The sequence below is a fragment of the uncultured Draconibacterium sp. genome, assembly GCF_913060805.1.
In the GTDB taxonomy this organism is placed as follows: Bacteria; Bacteroidota; Bacteroidia; order Bacteroidales; family Prolixibacteraceae; genus Draconibacterium.
Window position 1 is genome coordinate 40,090 of the sequence record NZ_CAJXTC010000025.1, and the last position, 19,307, is coordinate 59,396.

Sequence of the window (19,307 nt, forward strand, 5' to 3'; positions counted from 1 at the left end):
TTCATCTTTTATACGGACTTTCCGTCATCTTTAAAAAAGTTTCTTCGTATCCGCCATTGTCTACAACCACTTTGTAAAGAACAATCCCCGGATCGAGGGGACGAATTTTAAGCACTTGCATTCCATCGGCGTTTTTTGATAAAGGAAGTGAAACTAAAGATTCAATTACGCGGGCAGCAGCAGTCGGATACATTTTTGAATAATTGTTTTTCCAGGTTAACTCTTCATTGATACTCCAGACTTTCTCAGCCTCGCTATCAAAAGATGCAGCAACCCGATGTCCACCGTCTTTAAACGGCATTGTACTATCAAAGAAAAAACGAACCTGAATACTATCCGGCCGGGTATTTAATTTCATTTTATAACTAATCGATGCGCCGTCTGTTTGTTCCGTATAAGGCATTAAAGCCATACCCGAAAGCGTCCGGCCTATAACAGGAATCACGGTCCATTGAGTAGAACTACTATTTTTGCATTCGAAATAATGTTCCGCTTCTATGGCAACCACTCCATTTTTCTCCTCAAAAACATATCCACCTTTTTGTGCTTCGTCCGCAGAAACACGAACTACTTCAGGCATAATATTAAATTGGGGAGCATGCCATGTGGTATAACCAATGTGCACCTGATCCATCATGTGATTCCATTTTCCATTGGCCATATTATGGTTGTAATCGGCACTAAGAAGGGAGTCACGTTTGAAACAATATTCAACATGATCAGCCCATTGATTAGCTGTTAGATCTTGCTCGGCTGCAAGCTTCTTATTCATGGCAACAGCATAATACATATCATAAAGATTGGCCAAAGCTTGTACTGGAAAAAGCACCAATTGTTTGTAGACATCGTTATACCGCTCGGGCAACGTTAAATACAGTCTCAGCGCCCTGGCTTCGAGCGCCAAAAACTCATCCTTCACCATTTTAAACTCACCGCTTTCGAGGTTGTAGGTTTTATCGTCGAGCATTTCTGGTGTTACCCGACCAGCATACTTGCAGTAGGTGTTAAGAATTCGAGCTGCCTCATCGGCTTGTGCTTCGCCAAATTGTTGTGCACAAAATTCGTGCGAATACGTTTCCAGATTATCTACTGTAAAAGTTTCAGGATTCCAGGCCATGCGCAAAAAGAAATCCATTGGATATTCATTCGGTTTTAAATCGCCAACATTGAGTATCCATATCTTATTCACACCATAGTCGTATGTCAGTTGAAGCTGTTCCCACATTTGTTGAATCTGAGTGACATTTAACCACTTATTTGCGCGGGGTGCGCCATAATAACCAACATGATAATACATGCCATAACCTCCGGGATGCATTTTACTGTTCAGCTCCGGCAGCCGACGTACATCGCCCCAGTTGTCATCGCACAGCATAATGATCATATCATCGGGAACTTTCATCCCCTTATCGTAATAATCAAGCACTTCTTTGTAAAGCGTCCACACCTGCGGCATTTCTGAAGCCGGTTTTCCGGTTACTTCTTCAATAATCCGGCGCTGATCTTTCATTATGCCTTCCAATATACTGAAATTGGCTTCGGCACTCCCGGCATCAACCATTGGTTTATCTTCATCGCCACGCATTCCCATGGTAACGAGACTTTCGTAATTTTTGGCGTTTTCAATTCCATCCCGGAAGAACTGCTGAATTCCTTCCTTATTGGACATATAATTCCATTCGCCGTTGCCATATTTGTTTTTGTTCCTGATCCATTCCTGCTGCGATCGTTGCATTGGTTCGTGGTGCGAAGTTCCCATCACAATGCCATATTCATCGGCCAGGCGTTGGTTTTCCGGATCATCCTCGTTAAACGAATTTCCCAGGTAGTTTCCGTTCTCATCTTTAAGAATCGGAACCATTGGTTTGTACTCTTTAAACGATCCCCACATCCCCGGCCACAGCAAATTGGCCTTTAAACGCAAAAGCAACTCAAACATGTGGCTGTACATCTCGCTGTTCATGCCACCAAATTTTTCGTTGGCCCACCGTTGCATACATGGATTCTCGTCGTTAATAAAGATTCCGCGATACTTAACTTTCGGTTCACCCGAAACATAGCGACCTGCCAGTAAATAAGCAGAAGAACGTTTTAAAACCGGAACATCGGCCCACCAATACCAGGGAGAAACGCCCAGTTGTTGCGACAATTCGTAAATTCCATAAATGGTTCCGCGTTTATCGCTACCGGCAATAACCAGCGCTTTTTTCACATCCTTGTTTGGCTGATCAATTGTTGCAATAACAAAACTTTCCCACTTCCCTGTCACCTCCGAAACATCCAGTTTACCGGATGAAACCAATTTGTCGATTGGGCCGCTTTTCCCAACAGTACCGATAATTATCTCATAATCTGCACCTTTTTTTGAATCCGTAAAAAGCTCGGGTTTAACTCCCGTCACACGATCAATATCATTCTGAAGGTCGCCAATAGCACGAATAACACCTTGATAATCGTTCTGGTCGTAATAAATTGATGCAGCAAGGCTGTTGGCAACAATAGGAAAATCAGAATCACTTTTGCTTGCTTCAACAATCATATTCTGACTGAGCCCGCTTTTTGCCTGTGCTTCGGCCTGAAAAGCCAGCAAGACATTGAGCCCGACAAGAATCCATGTGAAACAAGAAATTGATTTTTTACGATTTCCCATCATATTAAACTAGCTATGAAATTTTATCTATTATATACGTCTATATATTTTTTCGATACAACTACTGAATCGTCAGACATCAATGTCCGCACAATATAAATTCCACTTATTTGAGGCTTGTTGATCACTCGTTGCCCGGTTATCGAATAATACTCTGTTGATACAACTGTAGCCGAAGAACCAACGGGCAGATCACCGATTCCTGTCGGGACTTCAACGGTTCCGGTAAGAGCGATGTACTTAGTTACAAAGCCCGGTGACGATACTGATATCTCACCATTATAATCACCAATTTCCAGTCCTGACTTAAGACGAATATATACCGTTATTTCGTTAACCGTATTGTCCATAGGAGAAAGTGATACTGACGATGAATATGTACCATCAGTACTTAACGAAATCTCATAGTTCGCAGAAACACCAAGCTCAAGATCCTCGCTTATATCGCTTGCTGACACCGAAAAGAATTGAGCATCAGAAGGACCAGAGCCTTTCTCGTAACTAAATCCATCCAGGTTAGAAGCAGATACTTCAATCAAATCTTTCAGATTTGCTGAGTTTTCGTCTAAACCATAAAACTCAATATTATCGACATAAAAATCAACACTGCTAACACCAAGTCCCCAAACCAACTGTGTAGCCCCCGATGTAAATACTGATGAAGCATCAGTTACGGCAGCACCGGTTTCCCATGTTATACTGTCTTTTGAATACTCGATTTGCAGCGAAACCGGTGAAGTTCCTGAAACAGACGCTCGGTACCAAATCGGTTGTCCGGCTGTTGGCACCAGTGCGTTTGCACTTTGGTTAACCAGCGTACTTAGGGTGTTATAGCCTGATGTAGACTTGTAAACACGGAACTCGGAATGACTGGAACCGCCGGCAGTATACACCAGCAAAAGATAACCTTCCATTAAACCCTGAACGTAACCTGTTGATGCGCTGCCTCGATTATCGACATCACCTCTCATCAGCATTCCAACTTTGTAATCAGTGCCTGAAGAACCAACACTCTGCTTCCAGGTAACGGAATAGTCAGTTCCTGTTTGCGAAAACAAATTTAAATCAATAACACCGGTTGCATTTCGATTACCCCCACTATACGGTTTTAAGGCATTACTGGTTAAACCATTGGCATCGGTGTATGAAACTACCCCCGCAGTAGCACCATTACTTAACGGGATAGCCGTATTTAATGCGGGCGGTGTTTGGGCAACAGTTGTAGCCACATCATTCGAGAAATTATAAATAACAGATGTCGGCTGCGGCAACACTTCTCCGCTCACACTAAGCAAGCGGTCTGCAACAGCTTCAGAACTTATATGAATATCGCCGCTCCTTGTTCCCATAGATAATCCGGCCTTCATCCTCACATAAACGGTTTGAGAAGCTGCTTCTCCGTTCACCGGAGTAATTGTTAACGATGAGTTGTAATCTGAATTTTCAGATAAAGAAACTTCGAAACCAGCCGGTACAGTGATCAAAATATCGCCAGTAAGTGAACTTCCGGTAACCTTAAACGACTGACTTTCGGATGGCCCTTTTCCCTGCTCGTATCTGAAAGCTGCCAACTCTACTTTTGAGACAGATAGATTTCCTGTAGAGTAACGAATGTTATCCATCACCCACGAGTAATTATCGGTATTAAAGCCCCAAACCAATTGCGTTGAGCCTAATAAATAATTATCATCTGTAAAAGCTGTTACATCGCCGCCTTCCCAGTTCAAACTATCTTTTGAGCATTCAAAAACCATCTGATTGTCAACAACTGTAGCCCGGTACCAGCAAGGCTCTCCGGGTAGTACAGCGAAACCGGATGTATAGGACGTTTTTGCAAGCAAACCTCCGGCATTCGCAACATTCGATTCTAATGTTACGGTATTATCCTCATTATTTAGTACTGTAAACAAGTAACCTTGTTTCATTCCGTCTGCGTAGGCACTCAATACTGTGTTTCCCCTTAAAAGCAAACCTTTTTTACCTCCTGCCGTGTCGTAATATTCTTCCCAGGTAACCGAATAATTATCAGCCGTTTCCGGAAACATATCCAAATCAACTACTCCAGTGCCATTCGTTTCTCCTGCAGAATAAGTTTTGAAAGCGTTAGTCGTTTCGTCGTTACTGTTGGTGTAGGCAACAACTCCTGCACTTCCACTTTGAATTGTTACGAGTTCGGCAGGCGGAGTAGTAGCTGCTAAAGACGATTGGTCGTTTTGAAAATGATATACGCCATTGCTTTCTCCCTGGGTAATAACGAAGTTATCGAAATTCAAACTGTACGAACTGCCGGCATTAGCTCTAAATTCAATTGCATTTTTTCCGGCCGATAATTCAACTGTTTGTTCTAAATATGCCCAGTCACTTTCTGTAGCCGTTTTTGTAAAAGTTGGCGTACTGATTTTCGAGCCGTTGACATACAGATCCAGTGTGTTGACATCGCCACCGGATACCGAATATTTAGTTATCAGCTTATATTTACCTGCGCGTAAGGCTGTTACCGTATCGCGAACTGCTGCAGAAGAGCTTGTTCCAAGTTGTAAATATCCTTGTCCGGTGTAGTTTCTTATACTGTAATTGTATCCTCCTTTAATAATTCTGTTAATGTTTTTGTAGTCGAAACATTCTGCTTCGTACTGCCGTGGTCCGGTATATAGTGCCGGTTTTTTAGGCGTTGCAATTGATGCTTCAGTATATGATGTTAAGCGTTCGCTTGCAGAACCAGAACAGTTAACCGTAATATCGATCGGGCCATTATGCTGAACGGTAAGTGTATAAACTCCATCGGCCCAGTTTTCGCTTACCGAGCTCGGCGCATGGTTGGCTCTGTCGGTATAACTAAAAGTGGGTTTAGATGAACTTCCGTAAATTTTAATCTCATCGGTTTTAAGTGTTGAAGGACTGCGCTCATCGTAATTGGTCAGGTAAAAAGTCAGACGATCAGTATACTCTTTCATCACACCTGAAGTGTACTGCGCATAAGTCAGTTCAACACGTTCGCAGGTGTTGTATTTAAACGGAATGCTTCCGCTGGCAGTTTGCCCTGTTTTATAAGGATTGTAGGTAACCCAACCGTTTTCATGTCGGCCTGCATAAATATCGCCTGTGTATTCTTCAGGAAAAAGGTTATTCAATTCATTTACCTTGCTGGAGATATTCGGCCAACGGCTTGAATAATCTGTTGTATTTACTTCAACATCAAAAGTGTTGGCAACAGCATCTTCCAGTTGGTAAACCGTTGGAATAGTTGGATAGCGCCCTGTCTTCTTAAAAAAGGTTTTGTTGTCTCTTAGGTTACCGTCACCATCCATGCGGTAAAGTCCTTCAAACAGCGTTTCAGGCGAACTGTAAACCTCATCAGAAGTACCAGAGTTCTGGTCATTCACTACAACTACTTTTGTGCGGTCAATCACTTCCTGACGACTTGGAATACGAACCGTTCCGTCTAAAACTTTTCGGAATAGATCGATGCTAAAATTGTCAAATTGCGGGAAAGTTCCCCATTGTCGTTCGGTGTATCCACCGGTAGTTCCGGCCGGATTAAGTTCGCGAAAACACTGGGTCCAGATTAATTCGGGTGCATCAATAACGGTTTGCCCCGTTAGCATGATGTGCTCAAGATGAGCAGCCCCACCGGTTGCCAAAGTAAAATTTTCATGTTCTCCGTACTGATCCGACCATCCGGTATCGTCGTAACGTATCCCGTACTGCCCGCTAAACCCTGAAAGATAGGTACCCAAACAGATACTTTCCATATCTAAAATATAGGATTGCTGCGTATATTTCTCGCACAAAATATAGTTTTCGGTGTACTTACTTGAAGCCTCTGCAAATTTCGGAATGCGTTTCAGCATGGCAATCGGGTTGATATTGGCACTCCATTGATTACCGCACCAACTTACCACCAAATAACCTCCGTACTTATTACTCAGTTCCAAAAGATTGGCAAAGTGCGTAATACGTTCGGGCCAGGTAGGTGAAAATTGAGACTCCGAGTCGCCAAATCCCCAAAACTGCTCGGCATAACTAAAGCCGATGAGATTAGGAAACTCCTGGTATAATTCTTCATAAACAGTTAAATCGAAGTCGGAGAATTGCGCATAACCACCACTGGCAAGCTGAACCACCGCCCACATCTGATTTTGGGCACAAGTTCGCAGCCACGATTTGGCAATTTCGTAGCCATACTCCGCCACTTTGAACCGGTCGTCTTCGTCATGACTAATCGACAAGGCGATATTCATCACTACAAACGGACGAATGTCTTCCGGAATCAGGTCGATGATCTTTTGAGGATCGGCATAATTCCACGTATCAATATGTACAAGCCACATTGGCTGATCGGGCGATATAGGGCGCCTAAGTTGATTATTCGATTGCGCTACTGACGAAATCTGAAAGGTAATCAGGAATAAAAATAATAGTAGTGGCTTGCCCCAAAAACGGCTTTTGCCAAATGATTGATAGTCGTGTTTCATAAATTAAATAATAGAAGACAGTAACTTATTCTTCACCAATTCCCTGCCCAATTAAAAGTTACTTCTATAAATAAATTTCCTTTCGTTATTGCGGAACGGCATCGTTTGCCGAAGTTGCATACAAACCAAGTAAACAACCGGTAAAACCACCGGCCACATCGGTTGAAAGTATATCTCCCGAAACAGTGCCGCCCACATTCACAAAGTCGGTCCCGTTGGTTGAATACGAAAACTGGTAGTCATCACCTTTTGCTTCCACCTTCAATTTTAGTGGATTATCAAGCATTATTTTTGTACTTGCCAAAATTTCTGATTTGTTTTCCCTTCTTACTCTTGAGCCCGCATTTCTTTCTAAAACAATAAAGTAATCATCTCCTTTTTTAGTAACACCAAAAACATAATTGGAGTATTCATTCTGCAGACAAGTCAGGCCAGCAAGGTCTTTCTCCGATTCGGGCTTGTAGTCAACGTTAGCCTCAAATGAAAAGTTCCTATGCATCTGACGGTAAAATAAAGTAGACGTAGGTTTCAGCTCTTTAATGTTGGCATCAAATGGTTTAATCTGAATACCATTCTTCGCTTTTTCGATAAAAGCTTCTCGTGGGCCTCTTAATCCAATCCAGCGATAATCGAGTTCTTCTGAAGAAAAATCTTCCTCATAGGTAAAATTACCATTCGGGAAGAAACCATCTTTACCTGTATTATTTTCAACGCCTTTTGGCATTTTCAACTTCGGTTCCATCGGAACAAGTCCGTTTTCGAATACAGGGAATGTGCCCGACCAGTCGACAGGTAAAATAAAAGTCTCACGGCCGGTATTTACACGTTGTTTTTCGTTAGGTCGAACCGCCAGAAAAACACCATAATATTTACCATCAGGTCCTTCAACCACGTCGGCATGACCGGCCCAATCAACTTTGTTTGCCCGTTCTCTTGGGAAATGACGCTGCGTAAGAATAGGATTACTTGGTGCCGGTGTAAAAGGTCCTGTCGGGCTGTCGCTGATAAAAATCACTTCGCTGTGCCAGCCTCCGGTACCACCTTCGGCACACATTAAATAATACTTACCATCTTTTTTATACAAATGAGGCGCTTCAATCCAAATCGGTTTTTTCGAAAGATCTACTCCGCCATCCACGATGATTTTGTCCGTTCCGGCAATCACCTGGTCATTTTCCACATCGTATTCCCATACTTTTATAACACGGTGACCATTATATAATGCTTTTCCTTTGTCAGGAGCATCGTTGTGCACCACATAGGCTTTGCCATCATCATCAAAGAAAATCGACGGATCGATTCCATCAAATTGCAACTTTATCGGGTCACTCCAGTTTTTCTTCAACGGATCTTTGGTCTTTACAATAATGTTTCCCAAACCACCGGTAAATGCAGTGGTAATCATGTAAAAAGTATCGTTGTGCGGATTATAGGTAATGCCGGGAGCATATACGCCGGAGCTAATTCCACAATTGTGAACATCGAGCTGCGACGGGCGATTTAACACACCGCCAAGGTCGGTCCAGTTAACCAGGTCTTTTGAATGAAATATTGGTACTCCCGGAAACATAGCAAACGACGAACAAACCAGATAATAGTCGTCTCCTTTGCGCGTAATCGCCGGGTCGGGGTAGCAACCTTGCAAAATGGGATTGTAAAACTCATCAGCTTTCAGCGGGTAATTATTATATACATCGTCGGTTCCCTTATAAACAAAACCAGAGAACACAGGACTATTTGAAGATTTTGACTTCGTTCCCGGCTGGTTACTATATCCGGTTATTGAAAACAGGATGGCCAACACAGTTATGCTGAGCTTCAAATCTAATTTTAAAATTCTATTCTTCATTTCGTTTGATCTATTTCATTTGAATTTTAATCGGATAATTTTTATGCGTAACAACGGTTTTGTTACCGACATTTTAAAAAGACTAATTGAATTAAATTCGGGGGTACTATGAGATAATTTGGCTTCTTCATTTTTATTGGTTTTAGTCGACGATAAAAGTAGTAGTTGAAGATCTGTAGCATTTTTGATTACAGACATTATATTTTCAATTTCGAGTATTTCATGCGAAATTTGGTTGAAAGAGCTAGTTACTCGATAGCTGAATACCAGTAAAAACGCGCCAAACAAAAACTAAGGACATTTATTATCTATTGCTTCATCATAAATTAGATCCTCGCTTGTAATTCAGTATTGATAAAGTAAAAACGAGAATCACAACCAGTTTTTTACCTACCTGACATTCCATGTCATGTCTCCTACCCTTTTGCTTCTATATCTTTGCCAGCGAAACAATTTTAAAAGCGAAACAAACATGAAAACAACAATTGAAAAATATCTGGCGGCTAGTGCGATCCTTATGGTAGCTTCTTTTTTCACTCTTATAACAATGCTGATTATTCATTCATAATTCAGCAATCCCAAATTGGGCCAAACACTATTGCAACAAATTCACTCTTCTCTTCAATTACCTGCTAACCGGGTAATATTTCAATTTAAGCGGTAGTTAAATCATTTTACAAAGTCAACGAAGTGCGTTCGTTTTCTTTTTAGCAAAGTCGTGAAGTTTATTCAGGGCTTTTTTTGTTGGTTTCTTTCGTTCATTTCAAAAAAAAGACCCCGGCCATAATAACCGGAGTCCTGATTCTTTATGTTGTTTTGTGTTTCAACCGTTTCCTGAAAGCCGAACGTTTTTTCATCGAAGAGAGAATGGCCCTCAGCAAAGAATGGTCCTTGCTGAGGCCACTGTCCTCCCCCTGAGAATCAGAACTCTTATCCGATTTCCTCTTCAAGAGCCCTGTATAATGTTCGCTTTAAAAACTTTCAGGAGCAAAAATACAGCGCACCGTCAAATAAGGATATGACACTAAATGTCAGGTTGATAAAAATCATATTTTCACTTCCAGTAATGCATGACACGAAATATGAAAAACTACCACTCTTCTGGTGAATGGTTGGCGGATTACCGTAAACACTGCTAACTAATTTTGCTGCCATGTTTGATTTGGGGTGTTACGTTACAAAAGTTTCATGTTGCCATCTTCTTACCGGGTAATTTTAATCGTTTTTTCTATAACGACATCGAGTTCTTTTGGCTGTTCAGCGGGTATTTTGACCTCCTATAATCCCCAATATATATCATAAACATCTACGCGGTAAAACAACATATATCGTAAGCTGAAACTTTCATAAAAATCGTTACTATTTAATAAACTAACCAACAATACATTACCTTTTCATTAATCAAAATTAACCTCCAAAATTTGCATATACCAAAGCTTACACCTACATTTGAATTGTACAAAACGAGTTCATTGAGAGAGAAAAAAATATTTTCCGCATTGATCTATAAATTGGTAAACTCAACAGAAAAAATTTAACCGAGTAAGCTCTTTATGGTTGTAAAAGCAGGCCTTGTAGTCCCGATTTATCGGGGTGAGTCTTCGGACCGGTGGAAGTTTGATCAACCGGGCGCTCAAATCCTGTTATACAGGGGTTTTACACAATGGATTAGTGCGGATTTTTTTTGTCCTTATGCGAACCTTCTCACAAACACCAACAACACCATTAATACACTTATAAACACTGAAGTACGTGCGATAAAATCGCCATGTTTCATGTAAAATGTCATTGCCTCATTTTTGTTGATAGAACCAGAAATAGTCGCTTGCTGCCACCAGTTGGTTGCTTGCAGAACATCGCCACGTTGATTAATAAAACATGATGTTCCGGTGTTTGCCGACCGTGCTATACTTCTCCGCGTTTCCACTGCCCGCAACTGCGAAAACAACAGATGTTGTTTGTAACCACGCGAATTTTTCCACCAGCCATCGTTGGTGATCACAAATATTACATCGGCTCCTTTTTTAACGTAATCAGTCACATATTCACCAAACACCGATTCGAAACAAATTACCGGTGCAATTACCGCTTTTTCGGCGACGAGGTTCGAGGCATCTTTTTGTCTCCCCAGCGATCCGGAAGCACCTCCCAAATCAATGTAGTTGTTTTTCAGAAATGAAAAATATTTTTGAAATGGCACCTTCTCCACTCCCGCAACCAATTTCGATTTGTGGTAAATCTGAATTTCGCCGGATTTGGTAAAAAGCATTGCCGTATTATAGCGGTCGTATATTATGCCGTTGTTTTGCTGGGCTGTATAAGTAATATCCTCTTCCTTGTTGTAAACTTCGAAAGACGAAACTCCAAACACCATATCCGCCTTTTCATATTGCTGAAGAAAATTTTCCAGACGAATTAAAAACGGATTGGATTCGAAAGTTGCTTCATCCCATAGCGTTTGATGCTCAAACAAGGTTTCGGGGCCAACGATAAAGTCGGTACTGTCGTTTGTAACTTCATCTGCCAAACGAAGAAAATCATCCAGTTTTTGTGTCTCGGCTTCAAGGTCAAACTTCTCGTTATACGGATCAACATTGGGTTGTACGATGGCGACGTTTATTGGATTTTCTTTTTCCTGATATGAGGAATACATCCGAAAAGAAATACCTAACGGAACAACCAATAAAATAAGTAGAACTGTTGAACTAGTTAACTTCTTTTTCAGTGTTTTTTTAAACTGAATATTTCGTAAAAGCTGAAATAGGAAAAGATTCAAAAGCAGAATCCACAACGATCCGCCAAAAGTTCCGGTGTATTCGTACCATTGAATGATTTTTACGTTATTGCCCAATACGCTTCCCAATTGCAGGCACGGCCATTCAATGTCCCATTTAAACTGCAGATACTCCAGCGAAATCCAAAAAACAACCAGTGAAATATAACCCAGCGGCGACGATAATTTTCTTCGGATAGAATGAGCGGCCCACCAGACCAACGACATCAAAAAGGCATTGAAAATCATGGCAGATCCCACTCCCACCAGCGAAACTTTTGTCATCCACCATGATGCCAAAACATTCCAAATCAGTGATGCAAGAAAAACATGCCCCCACAGCGAAACTGGAGGGAAACCTTCTTTAAATTTGAAAAAGAAATTCTCGAGATATAGTAGCGGAAGGATTGCAATAAAAAGCACCCAACCGGGAAATCCCAGCCAGGGCAAACTTAACAATACACCGGTACTAACCGAAAGTAAGAGCCTGTGAAATCGGTTCATAGGCAGTTGAGTTTTTATAGCAGGTCTGAATAAACAGCTTTTTTATTCCTTTTTGATTTTTCAAAAACAAAATCAACTTTTCCAACCACAAGACCACCCCACCAGGCCTGATTTACAATTACCGGCTGTCCGAGTTTATTCTTCTCTTCCAGCGGTTTTTCAAGGTACGAGTGCGTGTGTCCGCCAATAATCAAATCGGTGAATGAAGTTTCTGACGCCAAATCCATGTCGCTAACTTTGTTATCGCGGTAGCGTAATCCTAAATGCGAAAGACAGATCACCAAATCACACTTCTTGTCATTTTTCAGGAAACTTTCCATCCGTTGCGCAACAAGCAGCGGATCGTTGTAAACGGTTGCTCCGTAATTCTTCTTTCCAACCAGATTTTCCAACTCGATTCCTACGCCGTAAATTCCGATTTTTACGCCATCCCGTTTAAAGATCTTATACTCCGGGAAACTTCCCGATAAAATGGTATCCGAAAAATCGTAATTCGATGAGATGATCGGGAATTCGGCATTTGGCAATGGGTCTTTAATTCCCTGCAAACCGTTATCAAATTCGTGGTTACCAATTGTACTTGCATCGTAACCGGCCTCGCTCATCACCTTCAACATCAACTCACCCTTAAAGTAGTTAAAGTATGGCGTTCCCTGAAACATATCGCCGGCATCGAGCAGTAGAGTATTCGGATTTTTTTGTCGTTCGAGAGTGGCCAGTTTTGCAATTCGTGCTAAACCACCTTTATTGGCATACCGTTCGTTGGTGCCGCTAAACGGCTCAATATGGCAGTGAATATCGTTGGTGTGCAGTATCGATATCGTGGTAAAATCTTCGTGAGCAAATAATTCGTAAGGTACCGCTCCTATAGTAATTCCGGCTGTTCCTGCAGCAACGTTTCTTATAAATCTTCTTCTATCCATTATTTTATCCTCCCATCCAGTTTTGGATCAACGTGCTGATTATTATTGGTCACCCCTTCGAGGTACTCAATTATCGCATCACGTATTTTCTCTCCACTGTTTATAAACTGCTCATTTTCTGCCAACATTTCAAGGCCATCGCCACCGGCTGCCACATAATCATTCGTTACCAACCAGTAAGTTTTATTGAAATCAATTTTCTGTCCACCGATTTTTACATCAGTGGCTTTATCACCTGAAATAATCATTTCCACTCCGCCAACACTTCCACCTCCGTGATCGGCAATATAATCCAGAAAAGCCTGCATTTTGTCGCCTTTCAGTTCAAGCAAAACCATTTCATTTTCGAAAGGCATTAACTCAAAAATATTCCCAACGGTAATTTCTCCTTTTGGAAGTGCCGAACGAATTCCACCGTAATTAAAAAACGATACATCAGGTGTTAAATCCAGTTGTTGATCGTTGGCCACCACTGCTCCTTGTTCGAGTAACAAGTCGGCCAAAAAGTTCGTCAGCAAACTTTCTGGCTTGTCTTTAACCAATTCATTTTCAGAGATGGCAAGCACCCGGTTCATATCTTTTTCAAGTATGTTTTTATATGGCGCATAAAGCTGTACAATAGTACTATCCATTGTTCCAACTTCTTCTGACACAGAAACATTCTCGATTTCATAACTTTTTTGAACAAACTGTGTTTTACACGAAAAAGTGAATAACAGGCAAGTTATTAACAACAGATAGCTGATAGTTTGTCGCATAAATAAATTATAATTTTTTCCGTTAATTCTATTTTAGCATTAATGTTGTTCAAAGGAAACAAAATAGTAGTAAACATGTTCGGGTCAAACTTACATATAAAATCAGTTACCAAAATACTTTTCATATTATTTTTGGCAATAATTCTGCTTCCCTTAAACAGCCTGTCGCAAAGCAAGGAAGTTGTTGCGCTAAAAGGCGATGGAATTTACCGTTTGCTTACCAGATACGGCTTATCATCATCGGAATATATGGATGATTTTATAGCCCTAAACAAAACCAGTCTTGGGAAAAACAACACCTTGCTGGCAGGAGTAAAATACAAACTTCCCGATTCGGCGAATTTACCGAAAGCGTCAACAACAAGTGCCACACCATCAAAAGGAACCGGCAAAGTTGTCCATTACGATATTTTTGGAAGCAAGTATGCCGATGTTGAGATTGTAAGTAACGACCTGAAAGGAGCTGTTTATTACCTGGTTGGCGGCCATGGAGGCCCCGATCCCGGTGCTGTTGGAAAATACAATGGCTACCACGTTTATGAAGATGAATATGCTTACGATGTTACCTTACGCCTGGCACGAAAGCTTATTGAAAATGGAGCCACAGTGTATATGATCACCCGTGACAAAAACGACGGGATTCGTGATGATTACAGCCTGAAAGCCGATAAAGATGAGGTTTGTTATCCGAACTTAAGAATTCCTTTGAACCAAACCAAGCGACTGCGTCAACGCACCGATGCGGTGAATCAGCTTTATAAAAAACACAAAGGATCTTTTCAGCGCATGATTGCGGTTCATGTCGACTCAAGATCCAGAAGCGAAAACATCGATATCTTTTTCTATCACGATAAACGCAGCGAAACCGGGGAAAAAGCATGTAAAATCCTTCGCAACACGATTGAAAAAAAATACCACGAAGCTCAGCCCAACCGTGGTTACACCGGCACGGTATCAACCCGGAATTTATACGTTGTGAGAAGTACATGGCCTACCGCCATTTTTATTGAATTGGGGAACATGAACCACCAGCGCGATGTAAAACGTTTGGTTATTCCCGACAACCGTCAGGCAGTGGCCAACTGGTTAACTTATGGTTTAATAACCGACTACAAAACCAATAAATAATCCACTACTTACCAACTCAACTTAATACCAAAGCGTTTGTTATGCTTGTGTGAAGCAAAAACAAATGATAATACTGTTTGATGGCGTTTGTAATCTCTGCAATTCGGCAGTAGATTTTATCCTGGAAAAAGCGCGGGAGAAGGACTTTAAACTTGTCGCGCTACAATCGGAAGAAGGACAGCAAATCTTAAAGGAGTTTGATTTATCGCTTCAAATTAACACCGTATTACTTATTCAAAACAACCAGGTATTTTCTGAATCGGATGCCGTAATTGAAATCTGTAAGCACCTAAAATCGCCGTGGAGTTGGCTGGCACCATTTAAGATATTTCCTAAAACCTGGCGCAATAGTTTGTATCGTTATGTGGCAAAAAAACGCTACAAATGGTTTGGAAAAAGAACGAGTTGCCGAAGTTTCTAACGCAAAAAACCCATCCTTGCATCCAATATCACCCTGCGAGCATATTATAAAGTAGTGCGAGGGACTATTATTTACGTGCGAGGGAATTATAATATATTGCGAGCTAAGTATATTACTGTGCGAGCAACGATTATAACCATGCGAGTATACCTCGCACCTGTTTATAGGTTGCTCGCATATCTTTATTTATTGCTCGCTTACCATTATTTGTACCTCGCGCGCTTGTATTTATACCTCACAAGGTATTTTTACTACCTCGCAGCCATATTTCAGTAACCGGCGTAACTATAAATCAAATGAGATTAGCGATAACGTTTCGGGGAAATCAACAAAAAGCTTGTTTAGAAAGTAAAATCACCGCTTTCGAAATCGCGGTATAATTTAGAGAGATCACCTAACCATTTACTGATGCGTTTTATGGCCTCCAGCGTATCGATCGAAATATCTTTTTGTTGCATTTTAAGCAGCAAAAAACCGTAAACAGCAGTAATTCCCAAATCAACATCGTTTTTGGCTTCCGGGTTTTTCTCTTTCAACTCCGATACCAGCCCCGCAACAGTTTTGTAGGTTTGCACGTACTTACCGTCTTTCGAGGTTTCCATCAGCTTCAAATGAAAATCGTTAACATCCGAAACCAGGTTGGTAAGAAACTGGAGATGCCCTTTTTCACGGATCTGCTCTTTATCCATCATCAGCACCAAATTGGCATACCAGTCGGTAATGGCAGCTTTGGTTTTATCATCGGCTTTGTAGCTGGACACTAAACGCTCTTCAATAAGCTCCATATCCATTTTAAAAGCCCGGATCATGTCTTCAATTTGGTACAAATACAGGATGTATTCGGCAATATTCTCTTTACGTTTTTGTTTTGCTACAAGCATAATTATTGTTTTTTATTTCGATGATTCAAGATAAAAGTAAAAAGGCAAAAGTAAAAAGTGGTGAGTTTTCAATCTCTTTTCAATCTCACCTTCACAAAGTCTCAGCGCTCAAAAACTCTGTTCAATCTTAAACTAAATCTTTCTTAACTATCACCATTCAAAAAAGTCGTCCAAATCGCGGCGATCTTTTTTGGTCGGACGTCCGGTGCCTTTTTCGCGTACACTCCAGCGCATGTGTTTTTGCATCTCGAGCAATTCTATTTCTTCCGGCGGTGTTACATCTTCAACAAAATCGGCAACCAGTTTGGCTCCCATTCTTTTTCCGGAAAGTGCCAGCACTTTAAAACTTTTGGTAATTGGCGATTTCCGCACCTTTACTACCTCGCCCACATGAATCTCTCGCGAGGCTTTTACCACTGAGTCATCGATTGTTACATGGCCTTTTTTACAAGCTTCCGTAGCCTGACTGCGGGTTTTAAAAATCCGCACGGCCCACAACCATTTATCTATGCGAACTCCTTCAGCCATTTATCTTTTGTTATGAAAATTCATTGTGCGTTCAACACCAATCGTTCCAAAGCTTTTTATTATTTCAATGGAATCGTCGATCTTAAACGGCAATTCTTTCTGCTCCTCTTTCGACCACTCGCCTAACACATAATTTACCTGGTGTCCTTTGTGGAAATCGTCGCCAATACCAAAACGCAAACGGGCATAATCATTACGTCCCAGCACCTGATTAATGTTCTCGAGCCCGTTGTGACCGCCGGCTCCGCCTTTTGCACGTACTCTTAACGTGCCAAACGGCAATGCCAGATCATCAACCAGTACCAGCATATTTTTTATGTCGATCTTCTCCTTTTGTAACCAGTAATTTATTGCCCGCCCACTCAGGTTCATGTAGGTGGTTGGCTTTAACAAAATAAACGTTCGGCCTTTGAATTTGTATTCAGCTACAAAGCCGTAACGCTTATCGTTAAAACTAATATTGGACGCCTCAGCGAGTGCGTCCAATATTTGAAAGCCAATATTATGGCGAGTATTTTTATATTCTGGTCCTATATTACCGAGTCCGGCAATTAAGTACTTCATACGATTCTGTTTTTAATTTGGGTATCGTACGAAATTCGCCCCGCTATTCACGAAGCTTATTTCACAGAATTTATTCTTCTGAAGATTCTGAAGCTTCAGCTCCTTCTTCTCCTTCTTCCTCTTCATCCTCATCAGCAGCACCAGCAGCCGATCTTGCAGCCCTTGTGATACCAACACCAACGATTACGTTTGATTTAGGATCTAACAACTCAATACCTTCAATATTCAGGTCAGCCACTTTAATACTTTGGCCGATATCAAGTTTTGTTACATCAATATCAATTGTATCAGGTAATTTCTCAGCCAATGCTCTTACGCTCAAACGACGCAGAGTAGTGTTCAGTTTACCACCTTTTCTTAAACCTTTTGCAAAACCACCGATTTTAACCGGAATGTTGATTTTTACTGGTTTATCATCTTTGATTTCAAGGAAATCGATGTGAAGAACCATTTCGTCAACCGGGTGCCACTGAATGTCTTGCATAATTGCTTTATGCACAGTACCGTCAATGTCAAGGTCGATAAGGTATACGTTTGGTGTATAAACTAATTGTCTTAACTCGGCAAAAGAAACTGCAAAGTGAATTGGCGATTCGCCACCGTACAATACCGCAGGAGCTTTCTCTTCTGCGCGAAGTTTTTTGGAATCTTTCTTTCCAAGAGAGCTTCTTAACTCTCCTTTAATTACTACTGATTTCATTTTAAATAATTTACGTTAATAAATATGGTACTCAGTCCTCCCTTCCTTTGGGTCGGGCAAACAGCATACACATCATTAATGTATCTGCCTATGGAAAAAGCGGTGCAAAAATAGAAATTATTTATAATATAACGAACTTATTGACTGATTTTTATAAACTCTTCGAATAGCCTCGCCAAAAGCCTCGGCTGTAGAGATATATTTAATTTTGTCGCAGCCTGTTTTTGGTTTAATCGAATCGGTAAAATATACTTCTTCCAACTCCGATTTTTCAATTCTTTCCACTGCTGGTCCCGATAAAACTCCGTGTGCTGCAAAAGCACGAACGCTTCTGGCACCTTTTTTCTTCATCAGGTTGGCAGCTTTGGTAATTGTTCCGGCTGTGTCGATCATGTCGTCAACAATAATCACGTCTTTGTTTTCAACATCACCAATAACAGTCATGTTACCCACCTCGTTAGGACGTGCACGTGTTTTGTGACAAATAACGATACCGGTGTTCAACATTTTTGCATACGTATTGGCACGTTTGGTACCACCCACATCCGGCGAAGCGATAATTACATTATCCAATCCCATTTTCTCGATAAACGGAACGAAAAGCGTTGACGCGTACAAATGGTCTACCGGAACATCAAAAAATCCCTGAATCTGGTCGGCATGCAAATCCATAGTTATCAGCCTGTCGATTCCGGAAACTGAAAGCAGGTCGGCAACCAGTTTAGCACCGATTGAAACCCTTGGCTTGTCTTTACGGTCCTGACGCGCATAACCAAAATATGGTATTACGGCAATTACTTTGTAAGCGCTTGCACGTTTTGCGGCATCAACCATTAACAACAGCTCCAACAGGTTATCGGCAGTAGGAGGAGTTGACTGCACAATAAAAATATGCGAGCCACGAATCGTCTCTTCGTAACAAGGTTCAAATTCGCCGTCGGCAAAAACCGGGCACGACGAATGGCCCAGATCAACGTCCAGACTATCGCAAATTTTTTCTGTTAAATGTCGGGTTGCTCGTCCGGTAAAAATTTTAAGTGGGTGAGTTTTCATCTCCATTTATTTAGTAATTTTTGTTTCAATAAATTGTGTTGGAGTAGATATGGCGATTTGGTCAGACCACATTTCAGAAGTAAAATTCAACAGTACTTTA

The 19,307-nt window shown here is 41.2% G+C and carries 13 protein-coding genes; 2 read left to right on the forward strand and 11 right to left on the reverse strand.

The genetic code is table 11. The features are described 5' to 3' along the window. Window position 1: 1 nt before the first annotated feature. The 6 genes from QZ576_RS15060 to QZ576_RS15085 form a co-directional block, all read right to left on the reverse strand. Window positions 2–2,650 carry a glycosyl hydrolase 115 family protein gene (locus QZ576_RS15060; protein WP_297098612.1) on the reverse strand — a complete coding sequence of 883 codons (2,649 nt, stop codon included), beginning with the start codon at window positions 2,648–2,650 and terminating at the stop codon, window positions 2–4. A 23-nt stretch (window positions 2,651–2,673) separates the two neighbouring features. Beyond that, window positions 2,674–7,125, reverse strand: coding sequence for a glycoside hydrolase family 98 domain-containing protein (locus tag QZ576_RS15065; protein WP_297098613.1), 4,452 nt, complete (start codon window positions 7,123–7,125; stop codon window positions 2,674–2,676). A gap of 85 nt (window positions 7,126–7,210) precedes the next feature. Beyond that, window positions 7,211–8,974: a glycoside hydrolase family 43 protein gene (locus tag QZ576_RS15070; RefSeq protein ID WP_297098614.1), complete on the reverse strand. Its 1,764-nt coding sequence runs from the start codon at window positions 8,972–8,974 to the stop codon at window positions 7,211–7,213. Window positions 8,975–10,664: 1,690 nt separating this feature from the next. Further along, entirely contained in the window at window positions 10,665–12,251 is a 1,587-nt protein-coding gene (gene lnt / locus QZ576_RS15075; protein WP_297098615.1) for an apolipoprotein N-acyltransferase, read from the reverse strand. Between the two features lie 14 nt (window positions 12,252–12,265). Further along, window positions 12,266–13,174: a bifunctional UDP-sugar hydrolase/5'-nucleotidase gene (locus QZ576_RS15080; protein ID WP_297098616.1), complete on the reverse strand. Its 909-nt coding sequence runs from the start codon at window positions 13,172–13,174 to the stop codon at window positions 12,266–12,268. After that, on the reverse strand, window positions 13,174–13,806 hold the full coding sequence (locus QZ576_RS15085) for a 5'-nucleotidase C-terminal domain-containing protein (RefSeq protein WP_297098617.1): 633 nt from the start codon (window positions 13,804–13,806) through the stop codon (window positions 13,174–13,176). Before QZ576_RS15085 ends, QZ576_RS15080 begins: the two co-directional genes overlap by 1 nt. 201 nt (window positions 13,807–14,007) lie before the next feature. On the opposite strand from QZ576_RS15085, the gene QZ576_RS15090 reads away from it, so the two are divergent. After that, window positions 14,008–15,060, forward strand: coding sequence for an N-acetylmuramoyl-L-alanine amidase (locus QZ576_RS15090; RefSeq protein WP_297098618.1), 1,053 nt, complete (start codon window positions 14,008–14,010; stop codon window positions 15,058–15,060). Between the two features lie 64 nt (window positions 15,061–15,124). Continuing rightward, window positions 15,125–15,481: a thiol-disulfide oxidoreductase DCC family protein gene (locus QZ576_RS15095; protein ID WP_297098619.1), complete on the forward strand. Its 357-nt coding sequence runs from the start codon at window positions 15,125–15,127 to the stop codon at window positions 15,479–15,481. Window positions 15,482–15,822: 341 nt separating this feature from the next. Here the strand turns inward: QZ576_RS15095 and QZ576_RS15100 are convergent, their stop codons facing one another. The 5 genes from QZ576_RS15100 to QZ576_RS15120 all read right to left on the reverse strand — a co-directional run bounded on the left by QZ576_RS15100 (window position 15,823) and on the right by QZ576_RS15120 (window position 19,207). After that, window positions 15,823–16,362 (reverse strand): DUF4924 family protein, encoded by a 540-nt coding sequence (locus tag QZ576_RS15100; protein WP_297098620.1) that lies wholly within the window; start codon window positions 16,360–16,362, stop codon window positions 15,823–15,825. Between the two features lie 150 nt (window positions 16,363–16,512). Then, window positions 16,513–16,890 (reverse strand): RNA-binding S4 domain-containing protein, encoded by a 378-nt coding sequence (locus QZ576_RS15105; RefSeq protein ID WP_297098621.1) that lies wholly within the window; start codon window positions 16,888–16,890, stop codon window positions 16,513–16,515. Beyond that, window positions 16,891–17,454, reverse strand: coding sequence for an aminoacyl-tRNA hydrolase (gene pth / locus QZ576_RS15110; protein WP_297098622.1), 564 nt, complete (start codon window positions 17,452–17,454; stop codon window positions 16,891–16,893). A gap of 70 nt (window positions 17,455–17,524) precedes the next feature. Then, the gene (locus QZ576_RS15115) at window positions 17,525–18,154 is read right to left on the reverse strand and encodes a 50S ribosomal protein L25/general stress protein Ctc (RefSeq protein ID WP_297098623.1); all 630 of its coding nucleotides are present in this window, start codon (window positions 18,152–18,154) and stop codon (window positions 17,525–17,527) included. A gap of 117 nt (window positions 18,155–18,271) precedes the next feature. Continuing rightward, window positions 18,272–19,207 carry a ribose-phosphate pyrophosphokinase gene (locus tag QZ576_RS15120; RefSeq protein WP_297098624.1) on the reverse strand — a complete coding sequence of 312 codons (936 nt, stop codon included), beginning with the start codon at window positions 19,205–19,207 and terminating at the stop codon, window positions 18,272–18,274. Window positions 19,208–19,307: the final 100 nt, after the last annotated feature.